This is a genomic window from Streptomyces sp. HSW2009 (assembly GCF_040240285.1).
Taxonomy (GTDB): Bacteria; Actinomycetota; Actinomycetes; order Streptomycetales; family Streptomycetaceae; genus Streptomyces.
In genome coordinates this window covers 1-20,086 of the sequence record NZ_JBEHZD010000014.1, presented here as the reverse complement: position 1 = coordinate 20,086, position 20,086 = coordinate 1, and the positions used below count along the sequence as shown (strand labels likewise).

General features: G+C 68.4%; 15 protein-coding genes, 1 tRNA gene and 1 pseudogene. 9 read left to right on the top strand and 8 right to left on the bottom strand.

Translation table 11 applies throughout. The features are described 5' to 3' along the window. Positions 1-7: 7 nt before the first annotated feature. Positions 8-907: a dTDP-4-dehydrorhamnose reductase family protein gene (locus tag AAHZ94_RS02260; protein ID WP_349990123.1), complete on the bottom strand. Its 900-nt coding sequence runs from the start codon at positions 905-907 to the stop codon at positions 8-10. 221 nt (positions 908-1,128) lie between these two features. Here AAHZ94_RS02260 and AAHZ94_RS02255 point away from each other — a divergent pair, with 221 nt between their 5' ends. Beyond that, positions 1,129-2,442, top strand: coding sequence for an NsdA family TPR-like regulatory protein (locus AAHZ94_RS02255; RefSeq protein WP_349990122.1), 1,314 nt, complete (start codon positions 1,129-1,131; stop codon positions 2,440-2,442). Between the two features lie 15 nt (positions 2,443-2,457). Here AAHZ94_RS02255 and AAHZ94_RS02250 read toward each other — a convergent pair whose 3' ends face one another. Continuing rightward, the gene (locus AAHZ94_RS02250) at positions 2,458-3,015 is read right to left on the bottom strand and encodes a GNAT family N-acetyltransferase (protein ID WP_349990121.1); all 558 of its coding nucleotides are present in this window, start codon (positions 3,013-3,015) and stop codon (positions 2,458-2,460) included. Positions 3,016-3,178: 163 nt separating this feature from the next. Between AAHZ94_RS02250 and AAHZ94_RS02245 the strand changes: the two genes are divergently transcribed. Further along, on the top strand, positions 3,179-3,772 hold the full coding sequence (locus tag AAHZ94_RS02245; RefSeq protein WP_349990120.1) for a transposase family protein: 594 nt from the start codon (positions 3,179-3,181) through the stop codon (positions 3,770-3,772). Positions 3,773-3,974: 202 nt separating this feature from the next. Here AAHZ94_RS02245 and AAHZ94_RS02240 read toward each other — a convergent pair whose 3' ends face one another. Beyond that, a complete protein-coding gene (locus AAHZ94_RS02240) occupies positions 3,975-6,218 on the bottom strand; it encodes an NACHT domain-containing protein (protein WP_349990119.1) in 2,244 nt (747 codons plus the stop codon). A 911-nt stretch (positions 6,219-7,129) separates the two neighbouring features. Between AAHZ94_RS02240 and AAHZ94_RS02235 the strand changes: the two genes are divergently transcribed. Together AAHZ94_RS02235 and AAHZ94_RS02230 are read left to right on the top strand one after the other, a co-directional pair. Further along, complete coding sequence (locus AAHZ94_RS02235; protein WP_349990118.1) at positions 7,130-7,786, top strand: hypothetical protein; 657 nt, start codon at positions 7,130-7,132, stop codon at positions 7,784-7,786. A gap of 22 nt (positions 7,787-7,808) precedes the next feature. Beyond that, entirely contained in the window at positions 7,809-8,786 is a 978-nt protein-coding gene (locus AAHZ94_RS02230; protein WP_349990117.1) for a TRM11 family SAM-dependent methyltransferase, read from the top strand. 498 nt (positions 8,787-9,284) lie between these two features. Here AAHZ94_RS02230 and AAHZ94_RS02225 read toward each other — a convergent pair whose 3' ends face one another. Then, on the bottom strand, positions 9,285-9,587 hold the full coding sequence (locus AAHZ94_RS02225) for a hypothetical protein (RefSeq protein WP_349990116.1): 303 nt from the start codon (positions 9,585-9,587) through the stop codon (positions 9,285-9,287). Positions 9,588-9,614: 27 nt separating this feature from the next. Between AAHZ94_RS02225 and AAHZ94_RS02220 the strand changes: the two are divergent. Beyond that, positions 9,615-10,100, top strand: a pseudogene (locus AAHZ94_RS02220) (recombinase family protein); the annotation flags it as partial. Positions 10,101-10,328: 228 nt separating this feature from the next. Here the strand turns inward: AAHZ94_RS02220 and AAHZ94_RS02215 are convergent. Continuing rightward, entirely contained in the window at positions 10,329-10,607 is a 279-nt protein-coding gene (locus AAHZ94_RS02215) for a hypothetical protein (protein ID WP_349990115.1), read from the bottom strand. Positions 10,608-10,866: 259 nt separating this feature from the next. Then, a tRNA-Arg gene (locus AAHZ94_RS02210) sits at positions 10,867-10,942 on the bottom strand. Between the two features lie 456 nt (positions 10,943-11,398). On the opposite strand from AAHZ94_RS02210, the gene AAHZ94_RS02205 reads away from it, so the two are divergent. After that, the gene (locus AAHZ94_RS02205; RefSeq protein ID WP_349990114.1) at positions 11,399-11,791 is read left to right on the top strand and encodes a hypothetical protein; all 393 of its coding nucleotides are present in this window, start codon (positions 11,399-11,401) and stop codon (positions 11,789-11,791) included. A 117-nt stretch (positions 11,792-11,908) separates the two neighbouring features. On the opposite strand, the gene AAHZ94_RS02200 is transcribed toward AAHZ94_RS02205, so the two are convergent. Further along, on the bottom strand, positions 11,909-12,265 hold the full coding sequence (locus AAHZ94_RS02200) for a hypothetical protein (protein ID WP_349990113.1): 357 nt from the start codon (positions 12,263-12,265) through the stop codon (positions 11,909-11,911). A gap of 469 nt (positions 12,266-12,734) precedes the next feature. On the opposite strand from AAHZ94_RS02200, the gene AAHZ94_RS02195 reads away from it, so the two are divergent. Both AAHZ94_RS02195 and AAHZ94_RS02190 read left to right on the top strand, forming a co-directional pair. After that, on the top strand, positions 12,735-13,316 hold the full coding sequence (locus AAHZ94_RS02195) for a hypothetical protein (protein ID WP_349990112.1): 582 nt from the start codon (positions 12,735-12,737) through the stop codon (positions 13,314-13,316). 516 nt (positions 13,317-13,832) lie between these two features. Beyond that, positions 13,833-16,004 (top strand): TerD family protein, encoded by a 2,172-nt coding sequence (locus AAHZ94_RS02190; RefSeq protein ID WP_349990111.1) that lies wholly within the window; start codon positions 13,833-13,835, stop codon positions 16,002-16,004. Positions 16,005-16,220: 216 nt separating this feature from the next. Here AAHZ94_RS02190 and AAHZ94_RS02185 read toward each other — a convergent pair whose 3' ends face one another. Continuing rightward, positions 16,221-18,335: a nuclease-related domain-containing DEAD/DEAH box helicase gene (locus AAHZ94_RS02185; protein WP_349990110.1), complete on the bottom strand. Its 2,115-nt coding sequence runs from the start codon at positions 18,333-18,335 to the stop codon at positions 16,221-16,223. Positions 18,336-18,860: 525 nt separating this feature from the next. On the opposite strand from AAHZ94_RS02185, the gene AAHZ94_RS02180 reads away from it, so the two are divergent. Continuing rightward, positions 18,861-19,886 (top strand): aldo/keto reductase, encoded by a 1,026-nt coding sequence (locus AAHZ94_RS02180; RefSeq protein ID WP_349990109.1) that lies wholly within the window; start codon positions 18,861-18,863, stop codon positions 19,884-19,886. The last annotated feature ends 200 nt before the right edge of the window (positions 19,887-20,086 follow it).

Below are 20,086 nucleotides of genomic sequence, written 5' to 3'. Positions count from 1 at the left end.
CCCTCTCTCAGCTCTCAACGGGTCGGGGGGAAAGCAACCAGGGCTCCACCACGGACGGGAATTCCGTACGGAACGGGCGACGGTGAACCGAGCCGAAGGCGGCGGGCAGGCCCTGGCAGACGAGCCGGCAGTCGAGCGGCCGGTCACCTCGGGCCGCGTCCGCCTCGCCCGCACGAATACGCTCGTCGGACAAGCCGAACCTGTGTGCGACCACCAAGGCCAGCCGGTACTTGGTGAAGCCCTGTGCCGCGCTCCAGTGGATGACCGATGCCGTGCACTGTCCGTGTAGGAGGGCCTCGGCAAGCCGGCGACACACCTCGGCGGCCTCGTCCACGTGCGTCGGATAGCGAACGCATACGTCATCCAGCTCCAACCGCGCCCCCAAACTCACCTGACGCGCGATGTCGGTCAGGTTCGTCTCGGCGGCGAACTGTGCCGGCCCGTAGAGCACGGGCAGCCGCAGAATCGCAGCGTCCGGACACGCAGCCAACACCACTTGCTCGGCCAGCAGCTTCCAGCGCCCGTAGACGTTGAGGGGACTTGGACGGTCGTTGGGCCGGTAGGGCGCCGACTTCCCGTCGAACACGTAGTCGCTGGAAATGTGCAGGAGTCGGGCCTTTCGCTGGCGAGCACTCTCCGTGATCACCCGGGCCGCGTCCACGTTTCGGCCCCGAGCCTGGTCCGGTGTGCTCGCCCAGGCTGCCGGCCGGCGCTCGCCGACGCAGTTGACGACGACGTCCGGCCGGTCCCGGTCGAGCAGACGCTCAACGTCACTGGCCGATGTGGCGTCAACCCTGACGAGCCCGTTGCTGCGACGGAAGCCGGCGCCCGTCACGTTCGTGTCGGCGAACGCGCGCAGCACGCTGCGGCCGAGTAGCCCGGAAGCACCGAAGATCACTGCTCGCATCACTCACCTCCGTGAAGTTCCGCGGGGTGAACAGCCAAGCGCGGGTCGAGCCGTGATCGCGAGAGGTCTCCGAGGTGTACGCGGTGCACGCACCAACTCGGTTTTAGAACACCAGACTTGGCGCCTGGTGTACGTACACCAGGTCCCTTTTGTCCTATCTGCTAGGGGCGCCCGGGGCGGTGGTACCTTCCGGTCAGGACCCCGCCGGACTTGGAGTGCCCATGGAGCCAGCAGCGTTCGACGCACCGCCGGCCACCGCGCTCGCTGCCCTCTTGCAGCAGCTGGGGATGCGGCCTGAGCAACTCATCGCTCGCATCAACGAGAGGCGTACTCGCCGTGGTTCCTTTCCCCTCAGCCTGAAGGCGGCCTATCCCTGGCTACGCGAGAACCCCTCCCATCCGCAGCCTGACAACCAGTCGGACGCCCTGGCCGTCCTCACGACGAGGGCCGGGCGCCCCATCACAGCGTCCGACGTCGGCTGGGACTCGCCGCGCCCTCGTCACCGCCATCGCCACCTCGACGCGCCCGGCGACGCACCCCTTCAGGGGCTGCTCCACGAGATCAGCCAAGGAGACATCATGGACCGCCGGAACCTACTCGTGCTCACCGGAGCAGCAGCCACCGCACCGGCTCTCGCACTCCTGCTCGGCCCGGCAGCACAGGCCGCCACGTCGTCGGACGGCACACGCTTGAACGAGAAGCTCGTCGGCTCGATCGAGAGCGCTGTTCGAGACCTGCGGGAGATGGACGATTCCACCGGGAGCGCCAGCGGTGACCTCGCCTGGGGCCTCGGCATCTGGCAGAGCACCTCCCGGGTGCTCGCGCAGGTGCGCGACCGCGGTCCTCTTGCCGACCGGCTCCAGACCTCCTATATCGAGCTCAGCGAACAAGTCGGCTGGATGCTCTTCGACGCCGGCCGCCACCCCCAGGCACAGCGCGTCTACCACACAGGGATGCGGCTAGCTCGTGAGGCCGACACGTCACTTACCGCTCGCCACGCGACGTCGAACCTCGTCGCCTCTGCCGCGTACCAGGCCGCATGGCTCGGCCACCACAACGACGCCGCCGCGCTGCTCGACATCGCTGCGCGGGCGCCGGAGCTGCCTCCCGCCGTCGCCGCGGTGATCGCCGATCGGCGTGTCTACGCCGCGGGCCGGCGACGTGACCCGGAGGCGATCCTCCGGTACCGCGACGAGGCACTGCTCCACCTCGATGTGCCCGACGAACGCACTCCGTGGTGGGCGACCTGGTTGACGAAGAACTCCGTCGACGCCGCCACCGGCCGAGCCTGGCTCGCCTGCGAGCAACCGTCGAAGGCCGTGCCCTTCCTGAGCCGGCGCGCCGAAACGACCTCGTCCGACTACCCACGCGACCGCCTCCTCGCCGTGCTCGACCTGGCCGACACCGTCCACAAGTGCGGACACGGCGACAGGGCACGGGAACTGCTCGACCAGGCCGGAGAGCTCATCGGCACCGTCAGTTCTCAGCGCATGCTCCACCGGTACGAAGCCCTGTCGTCTGCCACCGCGGCGTGACGGCCAAGTCAGCGCTCACGTTCGCAATGTGTCGAGTTCCAGGAGCATGGTCTCGTAGTAGGGGGCGCCCTCCCATGGCTGGGACGTTCCCACCCTCCGATATCCCCATGCCGCGTATGCGGACCGGGCTGGGGCTGCTTCCGGCTCAGGCCGCACCGTGAGCGTCACCCGCTCCGCACAGAGCCCCTCCAGCAGCCGTGTGTGTAGGCCGGCTGCGATGCCGCGGCGACGCCATGCCTTTCGCACGGCTAGCTCGATGATCACCCAGGTCCGGTTGCCGGTCTCCCGGGCGAACGGGGCCGGCAGTTCCACCTCCAGCAGGTTCTTCCACCAGCGGGTGTCCGGGGTCAGGAGGTAGCCGTACGCGAAGCCGACGACCTCCTCGTCATCGCGGGCGAGCACCAGGCGCATGCCGGGGCGCTGGCAGTGCACTTGGTAGTGCTCGATGAAGATCGCGACGTCGCTCAGCTCTTCGCGATACGGCGGTTCCGCGTACACCTCCTCGTACGTGGCGATGAAGGCGTCGAGGACTGCTACGGCTTCTCCGCCCTCGTACCGGTCGTACGTCAGCATCCCTTGACTCCCGCGTGCTCCAGGAGATGTCGGGCCGTCTCCTTCGAACTGGAGGCGCCACATTCGCGCAGGAGGCCGGCCACCTGCTTGATCCTGCGCGTCACCCGTCCTTAGTGAGGTACGGCCCCTGATCGCTGAGCGAGGCTGCACCGTCAGCCCCGACGTGCGGCTACGGTCTCTGGCCGACGTCGTCGACCACCTCGGCGCGAGCAGGCCAACCGGCATCATTGACGGCGCCGAGATCCGGGTACGTCGGCCGGCCGCCGGACGCAAAGACTGCGACAAGTTCATCTCGGGCAAGAATAAGCAGAACGCCGTCAAGTCCACGGTGGTCACGGACAGTGAGAGGCGCGTGCTGTGGTGCGGCCCGGCATGGCCCGCGAGCTGCGCCGACATCACTCACGCCCGCCAGTTAGGGCTGGTCAAGCTCCTGGCCGAGGGGCCTGCGGTCGAGGTCCTAGCCGACGCCGGCTACCAGGGTCTGGGCACCCATACCGGCGGCCGGGTGGTGACACCGCCACACCGCAAGTTCAAGAAGAACGCCCCAGACTGGTACGAGGAGATGCGCGAACGACAGCGCAAGGCACACTCCTCACGCCGGATCCGGGTCGAGCACGGCATCGCCCACCTGAAGAACTGGCGAGCCCTGGCTCGCCACCTCGGACGCCGCGAGCATATGAGCGACACGGTCCAGGCCGTCGCCGGCCTGCTGGCTCACCAGCAGACCGGAGACCTGACGTCGACACGACAGAAGTGAACACCGAGCCTCACCGCCATCCTGGACGCCTCACCGCCTACCGTGCACGAGCTCGTTAGCTACCCGGCTCGAAAAATAGCCGAAAGCTGACCACGGTCGGCCAGATAGTTCCATGGGCTCAAGAAGAGAGACATCTTTCGCATGCGCTTACACCGAAGTGTGCAAGTCCGCAGCTCGGATTACGAACACTTGCCGTTCGCCATCACCCAGGGGCCGAATACTGAGCGAGCCACTGCTGAAGCTCGCGATGGCGGAACTGATAGGCAGGGCCGTTATAGCGCAAGAGACCAGCAGTAACAGCCCAGTCCAAGAAGTGAGCAAGACGAAACGGTAGCTTTCCGTGCGAGAGAAGAAGAAATAGTCCATACCGTCGCGCGGCGACAGCGAACCCGTTTACGAGCCCGACCGCGGCGCCAACTAAGGGGCCAGCCGAAAAAGAGAAATCAGCACCCGGGCCTTCCGAATGTCCCGAAGGAAAGAGCCTTCCTATATCGACGAGCCCACCGAAAACCTCCACAACACTTACGGCATACAGGGCTATCACAAAGCAGCTCAAGATTCCCTGAATCGCATCTCCACGAATTACAGATCGAGGATTATAAGTAGCGACGGGATCACCCTTAAGTCCCCTCGAAAGCGCACCCGCCAGACCGCCCAAAATTCCACTCAATAATGCTCCAGCAAGTGGGATAGAAAGCAGCAGCCATCCATGCATGAAAGGAATAGGAGAAAAAAGCAAGAACACCAGCACGAAACAAGCGATGAACCAGACTTTAAACCCTCGCGCGAAGCCCTCCCCTAGTCCGGCGAGCAGCCCTCCAACCCCTCCCACAACCACTCCAATAGCGATTCCAGATCCTATTGCGGAAAACAGTAAACCCCCATCCATAGCATCAGCACTCGAATCATCGAAATGGGACGATAGCCCCCATTCCATGCTCCACATCACACAAAACCCCGCAAGGAGTCCCACCACGAACCAGACCTTGAATCCTCCCCGCAGGCGAGACCAAAAGTTAGGGCGAAGAAATTGAAAGCGGCGAGGTTGAACTTTTGACCTATGGGCGAGAAGGCCAATGACGACAGCATAGACGTAGAACCATCGACTCCCATAGGCATTTCCAAACTCAAGGAAAATGTCCCCTCTCGCCCCATCCTCCTCAGACGCGAAAGAAACTCCCTCTTCCTCATATTTCAAATCGCTTCCAGAGCTCGTTGCGCTGGTTGGGTCGATGAAGGTGAAGGCTAGGTCGTCCGCCGCGAGAAGAAGAAAGAATGTAGGGATAACCAGCAGGCTAGTGAGAAGAACGTCCGCGACGCGGACACGAAAGACTCCGGCCAGGGGCCACAGGCGGTGGAGCGCTATGTCGGTGGCCGGAGCCCCAAGGGTTGCGCCATCCATCTGGCGGGTGAGGCGGTGTAACCAACGGTGTATGTCTTCGGCTTGATACCGACGAGGGTTGGGGGAATTGGCTGTAGCGGCAGGGATGTAGCGAGCAAGAAGGTACTGGTCGAGGTGGCGCCCCGTCGGGAGGTCGAGGAGTTCCGCCGGCCTGCCGTCACGGTGGTAGACGGTGGCGACCAGAGTCAACCGCCAAGGCGTGGACAAAATGGCAGCGAGCGCGCTCTGGGGATTTTCTTGAAGGTAGTTGACCAAAGGCTGCCAGCGTGAGACGTCGCGTGCTCGGGAGTTCAGGTACTCGATGGCGTGGCGTGTATCGACGGGCGCAATCGCGACACGGGCGGCGTCGATCAGTCGCGATGTGGGACCAAAGGCGTTGTAGTGGCTGGTGCGGCAGGTCAGCACAAGGGGCCCAGCATCCCGGCCGTCCTGATAGGCGTTGAGGGCTTCTAGCACAGCGCGACCGCGTGGCGCTTCAGGATCAGGAGTGCCGTCCTCCCGCAGCGGGTCCATTTCATCCAACCCATCCAGGATGGGTAGGACCATGCCACGCTCGACTAACCCGACCGCCTTGCCGCGGGACATGTTGCACGCTTCGACCAACTGCTGTACGAGCAGCGCAGTCAGGGACTGACCAGGCCGCCATTGCGTGAGGGACACTCGCACGGGAACAGGGTCGTCTTCAGCACGACCCTCGATGAGAGCGAGCATGAGTTCCAGTGCGAGGACGGTCTTCCCCGCCCCTGCCGCGCCGGTGATGACCAGACGACGAGGCCGCGTAGCGCGGTAGTACTCCAAGATGTCGGGCAGGGTAGCGGTCTCCTCAGCGAAGGTGCGCCCTGCTGGCGGGGCTACCGCTCCCCTCCCGGCCGTGGGGTGCAAGGCGTAGGCGAGATTGATGCGTCGGTTATCAGCGCCCAAGAGCTGCCGCTGCACCGGCTCCTCAATGCGCTTCACCTCGTGAGCCAGCATCGCGGCATAGGTCCGCGCAAGCTCGGGGTCACCACCGTCGAAGGGCCTGCCCAATGCCTCGATGGCGATCACCAGACTGACAACACCGACCGGAACGCCGAGAAGAGCCGCAGTGTCAGCAGGCGAGCCCTGACCTCCTTGCCCCATGTGCCATACAGCGAAGGCCACGCTCCCCACGATGAACAGCGCACACACAACACGCACGATCTTCCACCTGCGCCGGTACCAGCGCTCACCTAATGCAGCCACGCTCCGATCATGGCGCCCTGCCTGGCCGCCCCCTGGGCTCTTAGCCCGTTTGTAATCATTCAGCAGCGCACGGACACAACACTTCCGAACGCACAAGCCTCGTCCGTCTCAGCACTGCACCCAAAGATCACCTGCCACGCATGCTCACATCAAAGACGCGACCACGAAGTAGCCACGTGATCGACCGGGCGAAGTCCTAGCTGTCAGCGCCCGGGCCGTAAGCCGGCGAACGCTTCGGTGCCGGCAAAGCGGCTGGCAGTACAACTGGCATCCCTGCTGCCTGGGGCCGCTGTCGTCCGGGTGCGCGTCCGGGGCCTCAGACCTGGTGGCCCCACCTCGGAGGCCACCTTCCTAGACCCTGAAGGCCGCCCCTTGGCGTCCCTCCAGCAATGGGGCTCGCCATCGCCCGCTGGCTCATCCGCTCGTTCCCCCACGCCGAATGGGCGGCCCCCGACGGCCGTGCCTTTCGACCTGCGTACGGCCGAGTTGCGCGGGCCGGACTCTATCCTCGCCACCCTCGCTTCGGGTGGCCCGCCACTGGCTCGCCGCTGGCCCGCTAACAAGCTGATCTGCGGAAACGTGAGGCTCGACAGCGCGCGGCGAACGAATGTGCAGCGACAAGAGCTGACCACCAACTGGCGCAACGAAGCCACATCCTTGGCACAGATGAGCCGCCGGTTCTCTATAGCTTCACGTCAGCACGAGCACGACCTTGGCCACGCGCCGCGCAACCCATGACACGTTCCACCACTTCGACCTCCCGCACGTCGCCCCCGCTGCCGTCGACGCTCTGGTTCCCCGACTCCGACGAGCCCAACGCCGCCCCCATCCCAGGCGCCGTGTTGCCGGCCTGGGCCCTGGACAAGATCCGTACGGAGTTCGTCGGATGCCCCGCCAGCGCACCCGCGCCGCTGTTGAAGATCGCCATCCGGGACGCGGAGGCAGGCATGGACGCCCGCATCCCGTCCACGATGCTTCCCTCCGGGGCGGACGGGGGCGAGCCGGCGAGGCCGCCGACTCTTATCCTCGCCGAACTGCACCCCGACGCGCTTCCGGCCTCCACCGAGGCGCTGCCGACCGGCGGCGTGGAAACGCTCGGTTCGGTAGAGGATGGATGGCCAGACTTCTTCCATCGCGCCCATCGGCTCCTGCCCAGCGATGGACTCATGCTGCTGGCCACCCGCCAACGCCGGGATGCCGACCGCCTCAGGGACCCTCTGGGCACGCTCGTCGCAACCGCCCGCACCGCGGGCTTTCACTACCTTCAGCACATCGTGGTCGTCTACGCCCACCTGGCCGGCGACCAACTCGTGCCCTCGCTACCACCGGACGCCCACCTCGGCCTGGCCCACTGTGACCTGGTCGCCTTGTCCGCGATTCGCCACCCGTAACCGCGACGAAGGAGACCTCGCAGTGCCCACTTCCCTCTCGGTGTGGAACACCGCTCCCACCTCCGCCGCGGCACAGCGCAAAGATCGCTACGCGCCCGGCTCATCCGCCCACCCCGCCAAGATGCTCCCCAAGATCGCCGCCCACGCCATCAGCGCCTACTCCCGTCCCGGCGACCTGGTCCTGGACCCGATGTGCGGCATCGGCACCACGCTGGTGGAAGCCATCCGCCTGGGCCGCAACGCGCTCGGAGTCGAGTACGAGCCCCGGTGGGCCGCCCTCGCCCGTCTCAACACGACCACCGCCGTGCGGGAGTCCGGTGCCGGTTTCGGCTCCGTGCGCTGCGGCGACGCCCGCGATCTCACCCGCCTCATCCCACCCGAGCATCACGGGAAGGTGAGCCTCGTCATCACCTCGCCTCCATACGGGAACTCGGTACACGGGCACGTGCGCTCTACGCGGGAGACGGGCGAACGCGGAGTCGTCAAACGGTGTCACCGCTACAGCCACGATCCGTCCAACCTCGCCCACGTGAGCACCGACCGACTCCTCCACGCCTTCACCGAGATCCTGACCCACTGCCGGGTTGTGCTGCGACCTGGGGGAACCGCGGTCGTCACGACCCGCCCGTGGCGCGAGCGGGGTGAACTCATCGACTTGCCGTCAGCCGTGATCGCTGCGGGCCGGGCGGCGGGACTCACGCCTACCGAGCGCTGTGTCGCGCTCCTGGCCGGCATCCGCGACGGTCGTCTGATCCCTCGCTCATCGTTCTTCCAGATGAAGTACGTACGCGATGCTCGTCGCCAAGGCATCCCGCTAGCGGTCATCCAGCACGAAGATGTCCTCGTCTTCACCCGGCCCGACCCACTCGCCGCACAGGTCGCTCCGATGAGACGCTGCCGCAACGCGCCGGCCACAGCCAAAACCACTCGCCCACGACCGTCGGCCGCGGCGCTCGCCCCGCGAACCTGCACTCAACGGAGCCGTGGTGCCCGACACTGAGCCGGTCGCGGGTGCGCCGGCCGTGGCATCCGCCGAGCATGCCTCCAGCAGGCAGGTCCGTCAGAACAGCGCGACCGGAGTTCCATCGAACGGGGCCGTCCCCTCTACCTCCAGCCAGAGCTACGGTCCCCGTCGGCACCCAAACATCCTGGCGCCTGAGGTGGTGGTCGAGATCGAGACCGTCACCGGTGGTGAAGCCGCCGCTCTCCGAAGGCTCCAAGGTCAGGTCATGGTGGAGGTCATGACATGGATCACGCAACAGCGAAACCGGAAGACCACCCCGCGCAGCTCCTCGCCGCCGTCTCTCGCCACAGAAGACATGCCGAGAGAGGAACAACGAGCGGGAGAACCGCCAACCTGACCCGGCTGGTCTTCCTAGGACGCACCTCTACGGAGGACAAGCAGGACCCCACCATCTCGCTTCCTCGGCAAGTACGTTCGTGCCAGTCCTCACTGCCGCCGGGCGTCGTCATCGTCGGCTTCTACTACGACGTCGAGTCAGGCCGTAAGGATTTGGCAACGCGGGGCCACGGGCAGGGGCACGAGCGCTTCGACATTCCCGTACCTCGCGACGGAGGCATCCAGGACCTCCTCGCCGTGGCCGAGAACGGCGAACGACACTTCGATGCCGTCATCTGCGAGTCCATCGAACGCGTTGCCCGACGCACGTACTTCGGCACACTCATCGAGCACCGTCTCGAAACGGTGGGTGTGCCCTTGCTCGCCGCAGACGAGCCCATCAATTTCGGCGGTTCGCGGACCAAGAACGCCACCCAAGTGCTCACCCGCCGAGTCAAACAAGGAGTGACAGAGTGGTACGTCCTGGAGATGCTGGAGAAGTCGTGGGGCGGGTTCGAAGAGCACACGATGCAGGGCTACAACATCGGGAAAGCACCCTACGGCTACATCGCGAATCGCATCCCTCACCCTGTTCCCGCCCGCCGCAGTGAGGGCAAGACCAAGACCTGCCTCCTTCCCGACCCGCTCACCGCGCCCGTAGTCCGCCGGATCTTCCAGTGGCGTCTTGTGGAGCGATCGAGCTATCGGACGATCGCTGCTCGCCTCAACGAAGACCTGGCCAGCAATCCGCCACCGGTCCCTCCGGACCCCACACGTGGAGTCGGACAGTGGACCCAGTCCAGCGTGCGGGACGTGCTGACCAACCCGAAGCACACCGGCCACATGGTCTGGAACCGCCGCGCGCGCAAGACGCGCGGCGGAGCAGTGAACCCCATCGAGGACTGGGTGTGGTCGCCCCACCCCACGCACCCCCCACTCGCGTCGCTGGAATCCTTCGTCCGCGCCCAGACGGTCGCGCAAGAGCGCGAACGCTCACGCAGCGCTCCCGGCCCCAACAGCACCCACCAACATGCCCGCACCTACGCACTGCGCTCATTTCTGTTCTGCGCCATCTGTGAACGCCGCATGTTCGGCAAGACCCGCAGAGAACAATCGTTCTACACCTGCGCCCCCAAACCGGGCTACGTCCAACCGGGCCACCCCAAGAGCCTGTGGATCAAGGAAACGCACCTCGTGGAACCACTACACCAGTTCTTCGCCACACGAGTCTTCGGCCCCGAGCGACGGGCGATGCTGGCCACAGCCCTTCCCGAGACTCAGGCGGCCGAACAACACGACCACGAACAGCGAGAAAAGACGCTCGATGAGGCCCTGCGGGACCTCCGAAAGAGACGCGACCGTCAGTTCTCCGCCCTCGAACTCGCCGACAACCCCGACCGCCGTTTCGTACAGGGAGTACAGGCACGGGTGGCTGAGATCGACGATCAGATCCGAGACACGGAAGCCAAACTCGCGGATCACCGACAACAGGCACCAGTCCGGCAGGACCCGGCCCTCATCGACGCCCTGCCCCTTGGCCGGTGCGAGATCGCGAGCCTCCCCGACGCGGTGCGGCGGCGCATGTTCGAGGCGTTTCGCCTCCAGATCCGCTTCGACAAACGCACCAACAGCGCTCGCTGCCGGGTGGTACTCGCCGCCGACACGATTGACGCGACGGCCCGCATCGCGGCGGAAGCGATGAAAGCCGGCCGGACCGACGGGGCAACGCTTCCCGTCTGCGTGGCGCCCCCGGCAGGACTCGAACCTGCGGCCAAGTGCTTAGAAGGCACCTGCTCTATCCACTGAGCTACGGGGGCTGAACTGCGCGGACGCAGCGTCCTCGGGGCCGCCCCGGACGGTGCGGGGCGTTCGCGGGGCCATGGGGCGGAGCGCACGCGCGGCCCGCGCCACGCGATGCCCCCGCGAAGACTCTCACATCACCTTCACAAACATGGGGTCGTGCACGGCAACTTTCAGCCGTGGCCGTGTTGTTGCCGCGCCCCGGCGCGGCAGGGGCCTTTGGCGGTTCGCGTCCCGCGTCGTGCCGGTCGACACCGGTTCCTGATGGCGCAAATCCATGGGGCCCACCAGCGCGTCAGCGCCCCGGTGGCCGTTCCGCCCGGAAATAGTCGGGGCCCGCAAGTACGCTGCCGCCCTGGGGCGCCGCCCGCGCCGAGGCCGGGCACTGCCCGCGAGGGCCGCCACCACGGGGAACCAGTGGGTCCCGCCGAAACGCGGTGGGGCCCATTTCGTACGGGGGCTACGCATTCATCATGGATCACTTACGTCACATCAAGGGCGCCCTGGCGACGGTCATTTCCACGATCGCCTGTCACGCCGTGCTGTCCTACGGGCTCAAAAAATCGCACGAGGCCGGGGAGGAGCAGCCGGACGTCGTGCTCGGCGGGGCGGTGGAATTCCTCCTCGCGGTAGTTATTGCTTGGACTCTGATGCCCGTTCTGTTGGCGGTACTGATGCGCCTGTCGGGAGAAAAGGGCAACCATCTCCTCGTACTCGTCTGCGGATTGGTCTGGCCGCTGCTTTCTGGATACTTCCTCGACGAGATCGACGACGGAACGGGCCGCATTCCCCTCGTCGCCATCGTCCTCTACGTCCTCCTGGGCACGCTGTTGGCCGGAAACAGGCACTACAACGGTAGGGAGTGAGCCCCCGGCGACAGGGCGGGACCGGTTCCGGCGCCCGGGTGCGATGGGAACCCGGGTGGTGGCTCATCCCGCTGCGGCGGGTCGGCGCGTGGGGCGGGCGCAGGCGGCGCGCAGGGGCTACCCGTCCTCCGGGGGACGGGGGCCGGCACCGGCCGCTGCGGCCTCAAGGTGCTGCTCAAGCGTGTCCAGCGCGGCCCGGAACGCCTCGTTCATGGCGCCCTGGGCCAGCGAACCGGGCAGTACGAGCGGCCGGCCGTGGGTACGGTGCGCGCGGATGACCCACCAGCGCACGGCGTGCCGGCCGGTGCGCTCCTGCGCCTCGAAACGGGTGATGCGGTGCCAGGGGATCAACCGTCGACTCACCGCTGTCCGAAACCGTACGCCCTCGGGGGTGAGCAGGGTCATGCCGAACGCGCGGTTCACCGTATAAAAGGCCGTCGGCAACCAGATCCCGGCAAACACCACGGTCGCCACGGCGCCACTCTCTCCCGAGGTCGCATACGCGCGGGGCAATATGAACACCGCGCCCAAACCGAGCAAGACCGTCACCGTCGCCAGCCCAGTGAGCATGGACCGCCGCGCGTGCCGCGGGAGCGCTATTCGAACCGTTTTCACTGGTCCATGGTAATTCGTATCGGCGGGGCGTGAGATTTCGAGCCCCGAGGCCGCCGATTTCTGGGCCCTTGCGTTTGGGGCTGCCGTGCCAACGGCTGTCTCGTAACCGTATGGGTCAGTCCGCGTTGCCCTCACCTGGCAGGTGATATCCACTGAGCGCAGTGAGCTTGCTGGCGTATGCACCGGATGAAGAACTGGAAGATCCTCCGTGGCTGCAAGCTCACGCAAGCTCAAGCGCGACGGTGAGTTCCCGGCTGCCAGTCGCGTCGCCCACATGCACGCGCAACCTTGCCATCGGCTGGTGATCAGACCCATAGCATCGCCTGTCATGACTACAGTGATCGTGACCGTCGGGCTGGCATTCGTCGGCTACCTAACGACCTATCTGAACGGGCTGCGTCTTGCGGAGAGACAGGCCCGGCTCACGCGTGTCAACCAGCAACTGAGTGACTTCTACGGTCCGTTGTTCGCTCTAATGGAAGCCAACAGCCGAACCTATGACACCTTTTCAGAGCAGTACGCCCGCCCCGACGGTCGCGACCCCTTCCGCCACGACACACCGCCCAACGAGCAGGAACTTGCGGAGTGGCGCACCTGGGCCACCACCGTCTTCATCCCCAATATCAAGGCGATGCGAGACGTGGTGGTCACGAAGGCCGACCTCCTCATCGAGGAAGAGATGCCTCAGGCCCTCCTTCAGCTTTGCGCCCATGTCTCGGGCTACGAGATCACTGCGGCGCGCTGGGCACAAGGCAACTACGAGCAGCACCTGTCGCTCATACCCTTCCCCGGCCGGGAGCTCAGGGAGTACACCCGCGACAGGTTCACACGGCTCAAGAGCGAGCAGGCGCAATTGCTCGGAAACCGAGCTGCCAGTGGCAACCGCTGGTCGAGCCTCGTAGGGCGATGAGGCGAAGCCGGCCGGCATTTACCTGCCAGCATTTACGGGACAGGCTTCAAGTCTTTAGGGGCCGCCGAGATACGGGCATTCCCATGACGAGCTGCCGCGATGCGAGCTGTTCCGGTGTGGGTTGCTGTTCTACGTATGGGCTGCCGCAATGCAGGGCGCGGCCTTCGGGCACAGCGCGCTCCACGCCACCCGCCGGCCGGCCCCGAGGCGTCGCGCAACGGCGCGCCGGCCGACTCCGAAGCCCCGACTCCGAAGCCCCGACTCCGAAGCCCCGACTCCGAAGCCCCGACCTCGAAGCCCCGGGCGCAGCCCGCCCGCTCCGCGAGCCCGGCGCCCCTCCGTAGGTCCGACCAGCCGCAACCACCTCAGGCGACGCCGGTACCCCCAATGCCCCCACCCGCGCGTACCCACCCCGCGCCAGCCACCCACCCGCCGCCTGAACGGAAAAGCGGGACAAGCGAGATATAGCGTCATGCAGCTTGATGGAGAGCCGTATATCGGATCATCCTTGGCGCCATGAGTCTCGCCGCCACCGCAAACGAAGTGCCCGCCGTAGGCGACTACGCCCACGACTGGGCCCTGGTCGACGTCGAAACCTCGGGACTGGTGGCCCGGCGGGACAGGGTGCTGTCCATCGCGGTGATCACGGTGGGGCCCGACGGCCGGCAGACCGGCGAGTACTCCACGCTGCTCGACCCCGGGTGCGATCCGGGCCCGGTGGCGGTGCACGGGCTGACCGCCGAGCGGCTGCGCGGCGCGCCGACGTTCGAGCAGGTCGCCGGGCAGATCGGGGCGATGCTCCAGAACCGGGTCATGGTCGCCCACAACGCCCAGTTCGACTATGACTTCCTGGCCCATGAGTTCGCCCGCGCCCGGATGTGGCTGCCGGTGTCGCAGCGGCTGTGCACCCTGGCCCTCAACCGGCAGGTGGACCCGCCGACGGACGACATGAAGCTCGGCAGCCTCGCCGCGCACTACGGCGTACCGCAGCGGCACGCCCACGATGCGCTGGACGACACGCGCGTACTGGCCGGCATCCTGCACGCCTCACTCCGCGAGGCGGCACGGCTCGACCTACCGCTGCCGCTGGTGAAGTGCCCGCCACGGGCTCAGGCGCAATTCACGCCGCAACCTCCCAAGACGCCGTGCGGCTACCGCAACCCGGGGCGGTGGACGCTCGGTGGGCCGCTCCGGCAGGGCATGAAGATCGCGATCACCGGTGACACCGCGCATGCCAGGGCCGAGTTGGTTGCCCGGGGTGTCGCCGCCGGGTTGAACATGATGGGCTCAGTCAGCCGTCACACCAGCGCCCTGGTCAGCAACGAGACCGCCGCGCAGTCCACGAAGGCGCGCCGGGCCGTCGCCGAGGGCGTGCCGGTCATCGACGAAGCCGCGTTCGTTCGGCTCCTGGCCGACGTGCAGGCCGGAGTGGCACACGAGGCCCCGGCCGCGCCGCCGGCCGGGACAGCACACACACCGGCAGGCACCCGAACTGACGCGCCCGCGCACCCGCTCATCCCGCCGGCCGCGCCACTGCCCGCACCGTCCGCCCGCCCCACGCCGCCTGTGCCCGTATCACCGGCGTCCGCATCGCCGGCGTCCGGACCACCGGCGTCCGCATCGCCGGTGCCGACGCCATTCGCGTCCGCACCACCTGCGACTGCCCGTGCTGCGACATCGCCGGTGCCGACGCCATTCGCATCCGCACCACCTGCGACTGCCCGTGCTGCGACCGTTCCCCCCGCCCCCGCCCCCGCCCCTCCCTCCACCTCCACCTCCCCCTCCGTCTCCTCCGCCCCACCCGTTCCTTCCATCCCGCCCGTTTCGCCTCCTCCGGCCGCCCCGGTGCCGGCTCCGCGCAGGCCAGGGCGTACGGCAGGTGGCGCCGGCGGCGTGCTGGCCGGGCACCGGGTGCTGGTGCTCGGCGGGGTGCACGCCGCCGCGGTGGCGGCGCGCTCCCGGGTGGTCGAACTCGGCGGTTCGGCGGCCATCAACCTCTCGGCCAGCGTCACCGACGTCGTCCTGCTGCCCGGCGGGGAAGCCGACCGGCGGATGAAGCGCATCACCACCATCGAACTGCCCGTCCACGACGCGGCCTGGCTCGCCGCGCCGACCACCACCGGCCGACCCGCGCCCGCGGTCCGGACGCAGGACCCCCTGGTGATGCCGCGGGGCGGGGTCCTCGACCTGCCCGACGCGCCCGCCGCCGGACCTGCATGGCACGTCACCGCGAGCTGGGCGCCGCAGGACGACTGCGAGATCGACGTCGTCGCCTTTCTCCTGGACGAGGACGAGCAGGTCACCTGCGACGAGGACCTGGTCTTCTACGGCGCACCGGAGAGCCCGGCCGGTACCGTACGGCTCCTCACCGGCGGCCCCGCCGAGCAGACCATCGCACTCGACCTCGCCGCGCTGCCCGCGGCGACCCGCAGGGTCGTCGTCGCCGCGGCCATCGACGGCACCGCCACCTTCGGCACCGTCGGCGCCATCCAACTCGGTGCGGCCCCCGGCAACAGCGCCGCACCCCTTGCCCGCGCCACCCTGGACGCGGCAACCACCGAACGCACCATGCTCCTCGCGGAGATCTACCGCCGGGGCCCGGTCTGGCGGCTCCGCGCGGTCGGCCAGGGCTACGACCACGGCCTTGACACCCTGGTCCGCGGATACGGCGTGGACGTCGCCGACTAGCGCCCAGCGCCACCCGACCCGGCCGCGCCCACACCCATCAACGCCCGGCCCATCTGAGCCCGTCCCACCAATGCCCGACCCGGCCGCCCCCACACCACCAACACTCGACCCACACCATCAACGCCCACCCGGCCGCGTTCAGATCACCAACGCCGTGCCCGAACCCCCAACACCACCCCCGCGACCCGCTATCCGCGACCGCCCACTCCCCGTGCCCTACCCACCCACACTGCCCAACCACAGCACGTCCCGCGCCCGTGTCATGGCCACGAAGAGCTGACTGCGGCGCAGCTCCGCACGTTCCCGCGCCGTCTCGACCGCGCCCGCGCCGCCGGCCCCCGCCTCCGACGGCGGGACCGCGTCGTACCGGGGCAGGTAGACCCGCTTGAACTCCAACCCCTTCGCCCTGCGGTACGTGCCCAACTTGACCGCGTCGACCGCATGACCGTCGTAGTGGTCGAGCAGCCGCACCGGTATATCGGCCTGTTCGAGCAGTTTGCGGTAGTGCGCGATGGCGTGCTTGGACGGGCACAGCACCGCGACGTCGGCGTGGGCGCCGGTGGGCAGCTCGCGCAGCGCGCCCAACAGGGCCTGGTCGTGGGCGGCCACGGTCGGCTCCGCGACCCGTACCACCTGCCCGTCGTGGTACGTCAGATCGACGTCGCGGCGCCCCGGCGTCCGCATCCCGTCGATGTCCTCGAACGCGTCATCGGCCACCACCTGGAGCGCCGTTTCCAGGATCTGTTTGCTATTGCGGTAGTTGGTGGCGAGCACCTGCCCGCGGTCGCCTCGGACGTCGACGCCCGCGTCGGAGAGCCGGAACCCGCCCGGATAGACGGCCTGCTGCCCGTCGCCGATCAGCAACAACCCGTTGGGCACATCGCCCACCACGGCGTGCAACAGCCGCACCCCCACCAGCGACAGGTCCTGCACCTCGTCCACGATCACGCCCGCGTAGCGGGGCTGGTCCGCCGGCCGCGCCGCCTCCGCCAGCGCCAGCGAGAGGACGTCGTTGAAGTCGTGCACGCCACGCTCGACACGTAGCGCCTCGTACGCCTCGTACAGCGCCCACACCGCCTCCCGGTGCGCGCGGCTCAGCCGCGCCCTCCGCCGTCGCCGGGGCACCACCGCGTACTCGTCGAACGTCGTCAGGCCGCGCCCCTTGATGACGTAACTGATCTCCTCCTCCCAGTAGCGCGGTTTCGGGTCAACTTCGGCCAGTCGGCTCGGCCGCCCGACGCGCGTCCACGCCAGACTGAAGGCGGTCGCGGCCTTCTCCGCGTGCAGCCGCACCGGCACGCCGCGCTCGCGCAGGAACTCCTGCGCCCAGGCGTGGAGGCTGGAGAAGTCGACCCGGTCGGCGACCGCCGGCGCCATGGTCGCGAGGAACGTGCCCTGCACCCGCGGCAGGTTGTTGGCGTACGTGACGTACAGGATGCGGCCGGTCGTACGGCGCGCCAGATGCGCCGCGCGGTGCAGCCCGACCACCGTCTTGCCGGTGCCGGCCGGGCCGCTGATCCGCGCCGGGCCCGACCAGTTGCGGCGCACCAGCGAGACCTGGTCCGGGTCGAGGAAGGACATCCACTGCTCGATCGGCCCGCGCAGCGCCTCGTCGAGCGCCGCGTTCCGCAGCCCCTCCAGGTCGAACAGGCCGTCCGCCGCCTCCTGCCGCGGCTGGGCCGGGGCGGCCGGTGCCGACCGGTCGAGCTCCACCGGTACGTACCCGGGAAACGCGCTCTCCAGATGGCCGGCGATCATCCGCACCGGAGCGGCGTGCAGTCGCTGCCGCTCCGCGAGCAGCGCCGGGCCGATCTCGCGCCCACCGAGCAGCCTGGCCCGGCCCGCCTCGGCGTCGATCCGACGGCCCGCGAAGACCAGCAGCGGCTGGACCGCCACCGGCGAGAGCCCGAGCTCCGCCACTACCCGCTCGACCGACTTCGTCGCCGTCAGCAACTTCGCCACCGCAGCGGTCCCCAGCTCGCCACCGGATGAGTCCGCCGTGGCGTGCGGTGCGCCGGTGGGACGGGCGGTGCCGTCCACGTCGGCGTGGGCGGCGGGCCAGTTCTCGATGTCGATCACGAACATCCCGCCGGGCCCCACCAGCAACAGGCCCGCCTGCCCGCCGCGCGTTCTGGGCCACTGCCGGTCGACGAGCAGTCGCCAACCGCGCGCCGTCAGCACCAACAACTGGGCCAACACCCCGCGTTCGCCCTCTCGCGCGGCGTCCCACCGCTGGACCTGCTGCCAGGCGGCCTGCCACTGCTCGCGCAGCAACCGTTCCTGCCGCCTTGCCTCCTGCGCCCGCCGCGCCCTGCTCCCGTCTGCCGTCATACCAGCCCCCCTCGTATGCGGACTGGCGATGATAGGCCGCCGACCTGCACTTGCGGCAGGGCGCGGGGTGGCCAGGGCGGCGCGTTTCCCGCCGTGGACGCGCGGCCGATCCCTCGCGCCGACCGCGTCCGGGCGTACGCGGTACCGGCCGGGCGGGGGCGGACGGTCGGGCGGCTTGGGGCGGGCCGGGCGAACGTGCCCGACGGCCCGGAACAAGGGGCTGACCAGCAGGAGGAGAAGCGGTACGAGCACGTTCACGGGCATGGCTGACGACCTTTCGTTGAGGAGTTCGGCCGGGAGACGCACGGCGCGACGTAGGCCGGGCCGATCCCGCGTTGATAAGCGGGACAGTGTTCCGTATCGTTAAACGGGACGGCGTCCCGCTTGCTCGTATGGGCCGGGCGAGCGGCTGCCGGTTCGCCATGCAACCGGTCACGTGGCGCCATCTCCCTTCTCCATCCCGCCCTCTCCATCCCCGTCTCGCTCCTGTCATTGCTCGGATCTCTGTCGTGGAGGAACACGGTCATGCAGTACCGCACCCTGGGGCGCACCGGCGTCCAGGTCAGCTCGCTCGCGCTGGGCGCGATGAACTTCGGCGCCATCGGGCGCACCACCCAACAGGAGGCCACCGCCCTCGTCGACGCGGCCCTGGCGGCCGGCATCAACCTCATCGACACCGCCGACATGTACGGCAGCGGCGAGTCGGAGGAGATGGTCGGCAAGGCCATCGCCGGCCGCCGCGACGACCTCGTACTGGCCACCAAGGCCGCCATGCCGATGGGTGAGGACCGCAACCACCGCGGCAGCTCCCGCCGTTGGCTGTACGCGGCACTGGACAACAGCCTGCGCCGGCTCGGCGTCGACCACATCGACCTCTACCAGGTCCATCGTTGGGACCCGACCACCAGCGACGAAGAGACGCTGTCCGCGCTGACCGACCTCCAACGCGCCGGCAAGATCCGCTCCTTCGGCTCGTCGACCTTCCCCGCCTACCGCATCGTGCAGGCCCAATGGGCCGCCCGCGAGCACCGCCTGAGCCGGTACGCGACCGAGCAGCCCAGCTACTCGATCCTGCAACGCGGCATCGAGGCCGATGTGCTGCCCGTGGCCGAGGAGTACGGGCTCGGCGTGCTGGTGTGGAGCCCGCTGGCCTCCGGCTGGCTTTCGGGCGCGATCCGCGCGAACGCCCCCATCGCCACCAGTCGTTCCACGTTCATGCCGGACCGCTTCGACACCACCATTCCCGCCAACCGGGCCAGGCTCGATGCCGTCGAGCGGCTGGCCGAGGTGGCTGCCGCCGCCGACCTGACGCTGATCCAGCTCGCCCTCGGCTTCGCCACCGCGCACCCCGCCGTGACCAGCGCGATCATCGGCCCGCGCACGCTGGAACACCTGCACGCCAACCTCGCCGCCGCGGACACCGTGCTCCCCGCCGACGTGCTCGACGCCGTCGATGCGATCGTCGCCCCGGGCGTCGACCTCGCCGCACACGAGAAGTTCGACACCCCGCCCGCACTGCTCGACCCGGCCCTGCGGCGGCGCCGGACCTGACCCGGGCGGACCGCCGCGCGGAGGGCGGGCCGGCGCGGATGGGGCGCGGTCCACGCCCCGCCCGGCGGGGGGCCGCCCGGGGGCGGCGGGGGGGGGGGGGGGGCGGGGGGGGGGGCCCCCCCGGCGGCGGTGCGGCGGACTGCGGCGGTACGGAGGCGTCGGCGCGCACGGCCGAGCCGGAGTCGGTCGACATCAAGCCC

Bases quoted from the DNA above. Each gene is read 5' to 3' on its own strand.
- AAHZ94_RS02260 (WP_349990123.1), bottom strand. From the start codon at position 907: ATGCGAGCAGTGATCTTCGGTGCTTCCGGGCTACTCGGCCGCAGCGTG.
- AAHZ94_RS02255 (WP_349990122.1), top strand. From the start codon at position 1,129: ATGGAGCCAGCAGCGTTCGACGCACCGCCGGCCACCGCGCTCGCTGCC.
- AAHZ94_RS02250 (WP_349990121.1), bottom strand. From the start codon at position 3,015: ATGCTGACGTACGACCGGTACGAGGGCGGAGAAGCCGTAGCAGTCCTC.
- AAHZ94_RS02235 (WP_349990118.1), top strand. From the start codon at position 7,130: ATGACACGTTCCACCACTTCGACCTCCCGCACGTCGCCCCCGCTGCCG.
- AAHZ94_RS02205 (WP_349990114.1), top strand. From the start codon at position 11,399: ATGGATCACTTACGTCACATCAAGGGCGCCCTGGCGACGGTCATTTCC.
- AAHZ94_RS02195 (WP_349990112.1), top strand. From the start codon at position 12,735: ATGACTACAGTGATCGTGACCGTCGGGCTGGCATTCGTCGGCTACCTA.
- AAHZ94_RS02190 (WP_349990111.1), top strand. From the start codon at position 13,833: ATGAGTCTCGCCGCCACCGCAAACGAAGTGCCCGCCGTAGGCGACTAC.
- AAHZ94_RS02185 (WP_349990110.1), bottom strand. From the start codon at position 18,335: ATGACGGCAGACGGGAGCAGGGCGCGGCGGGCGCAGGAGGCAAGGCGG.
- AAHZ94_RS02180 (WP_349990109.1), top strand. From the start codon at position 18,861: ATGCAGTACCGCACCCTGGGGCGCACCGGCGTCCAGGTCAGCTCGCTC.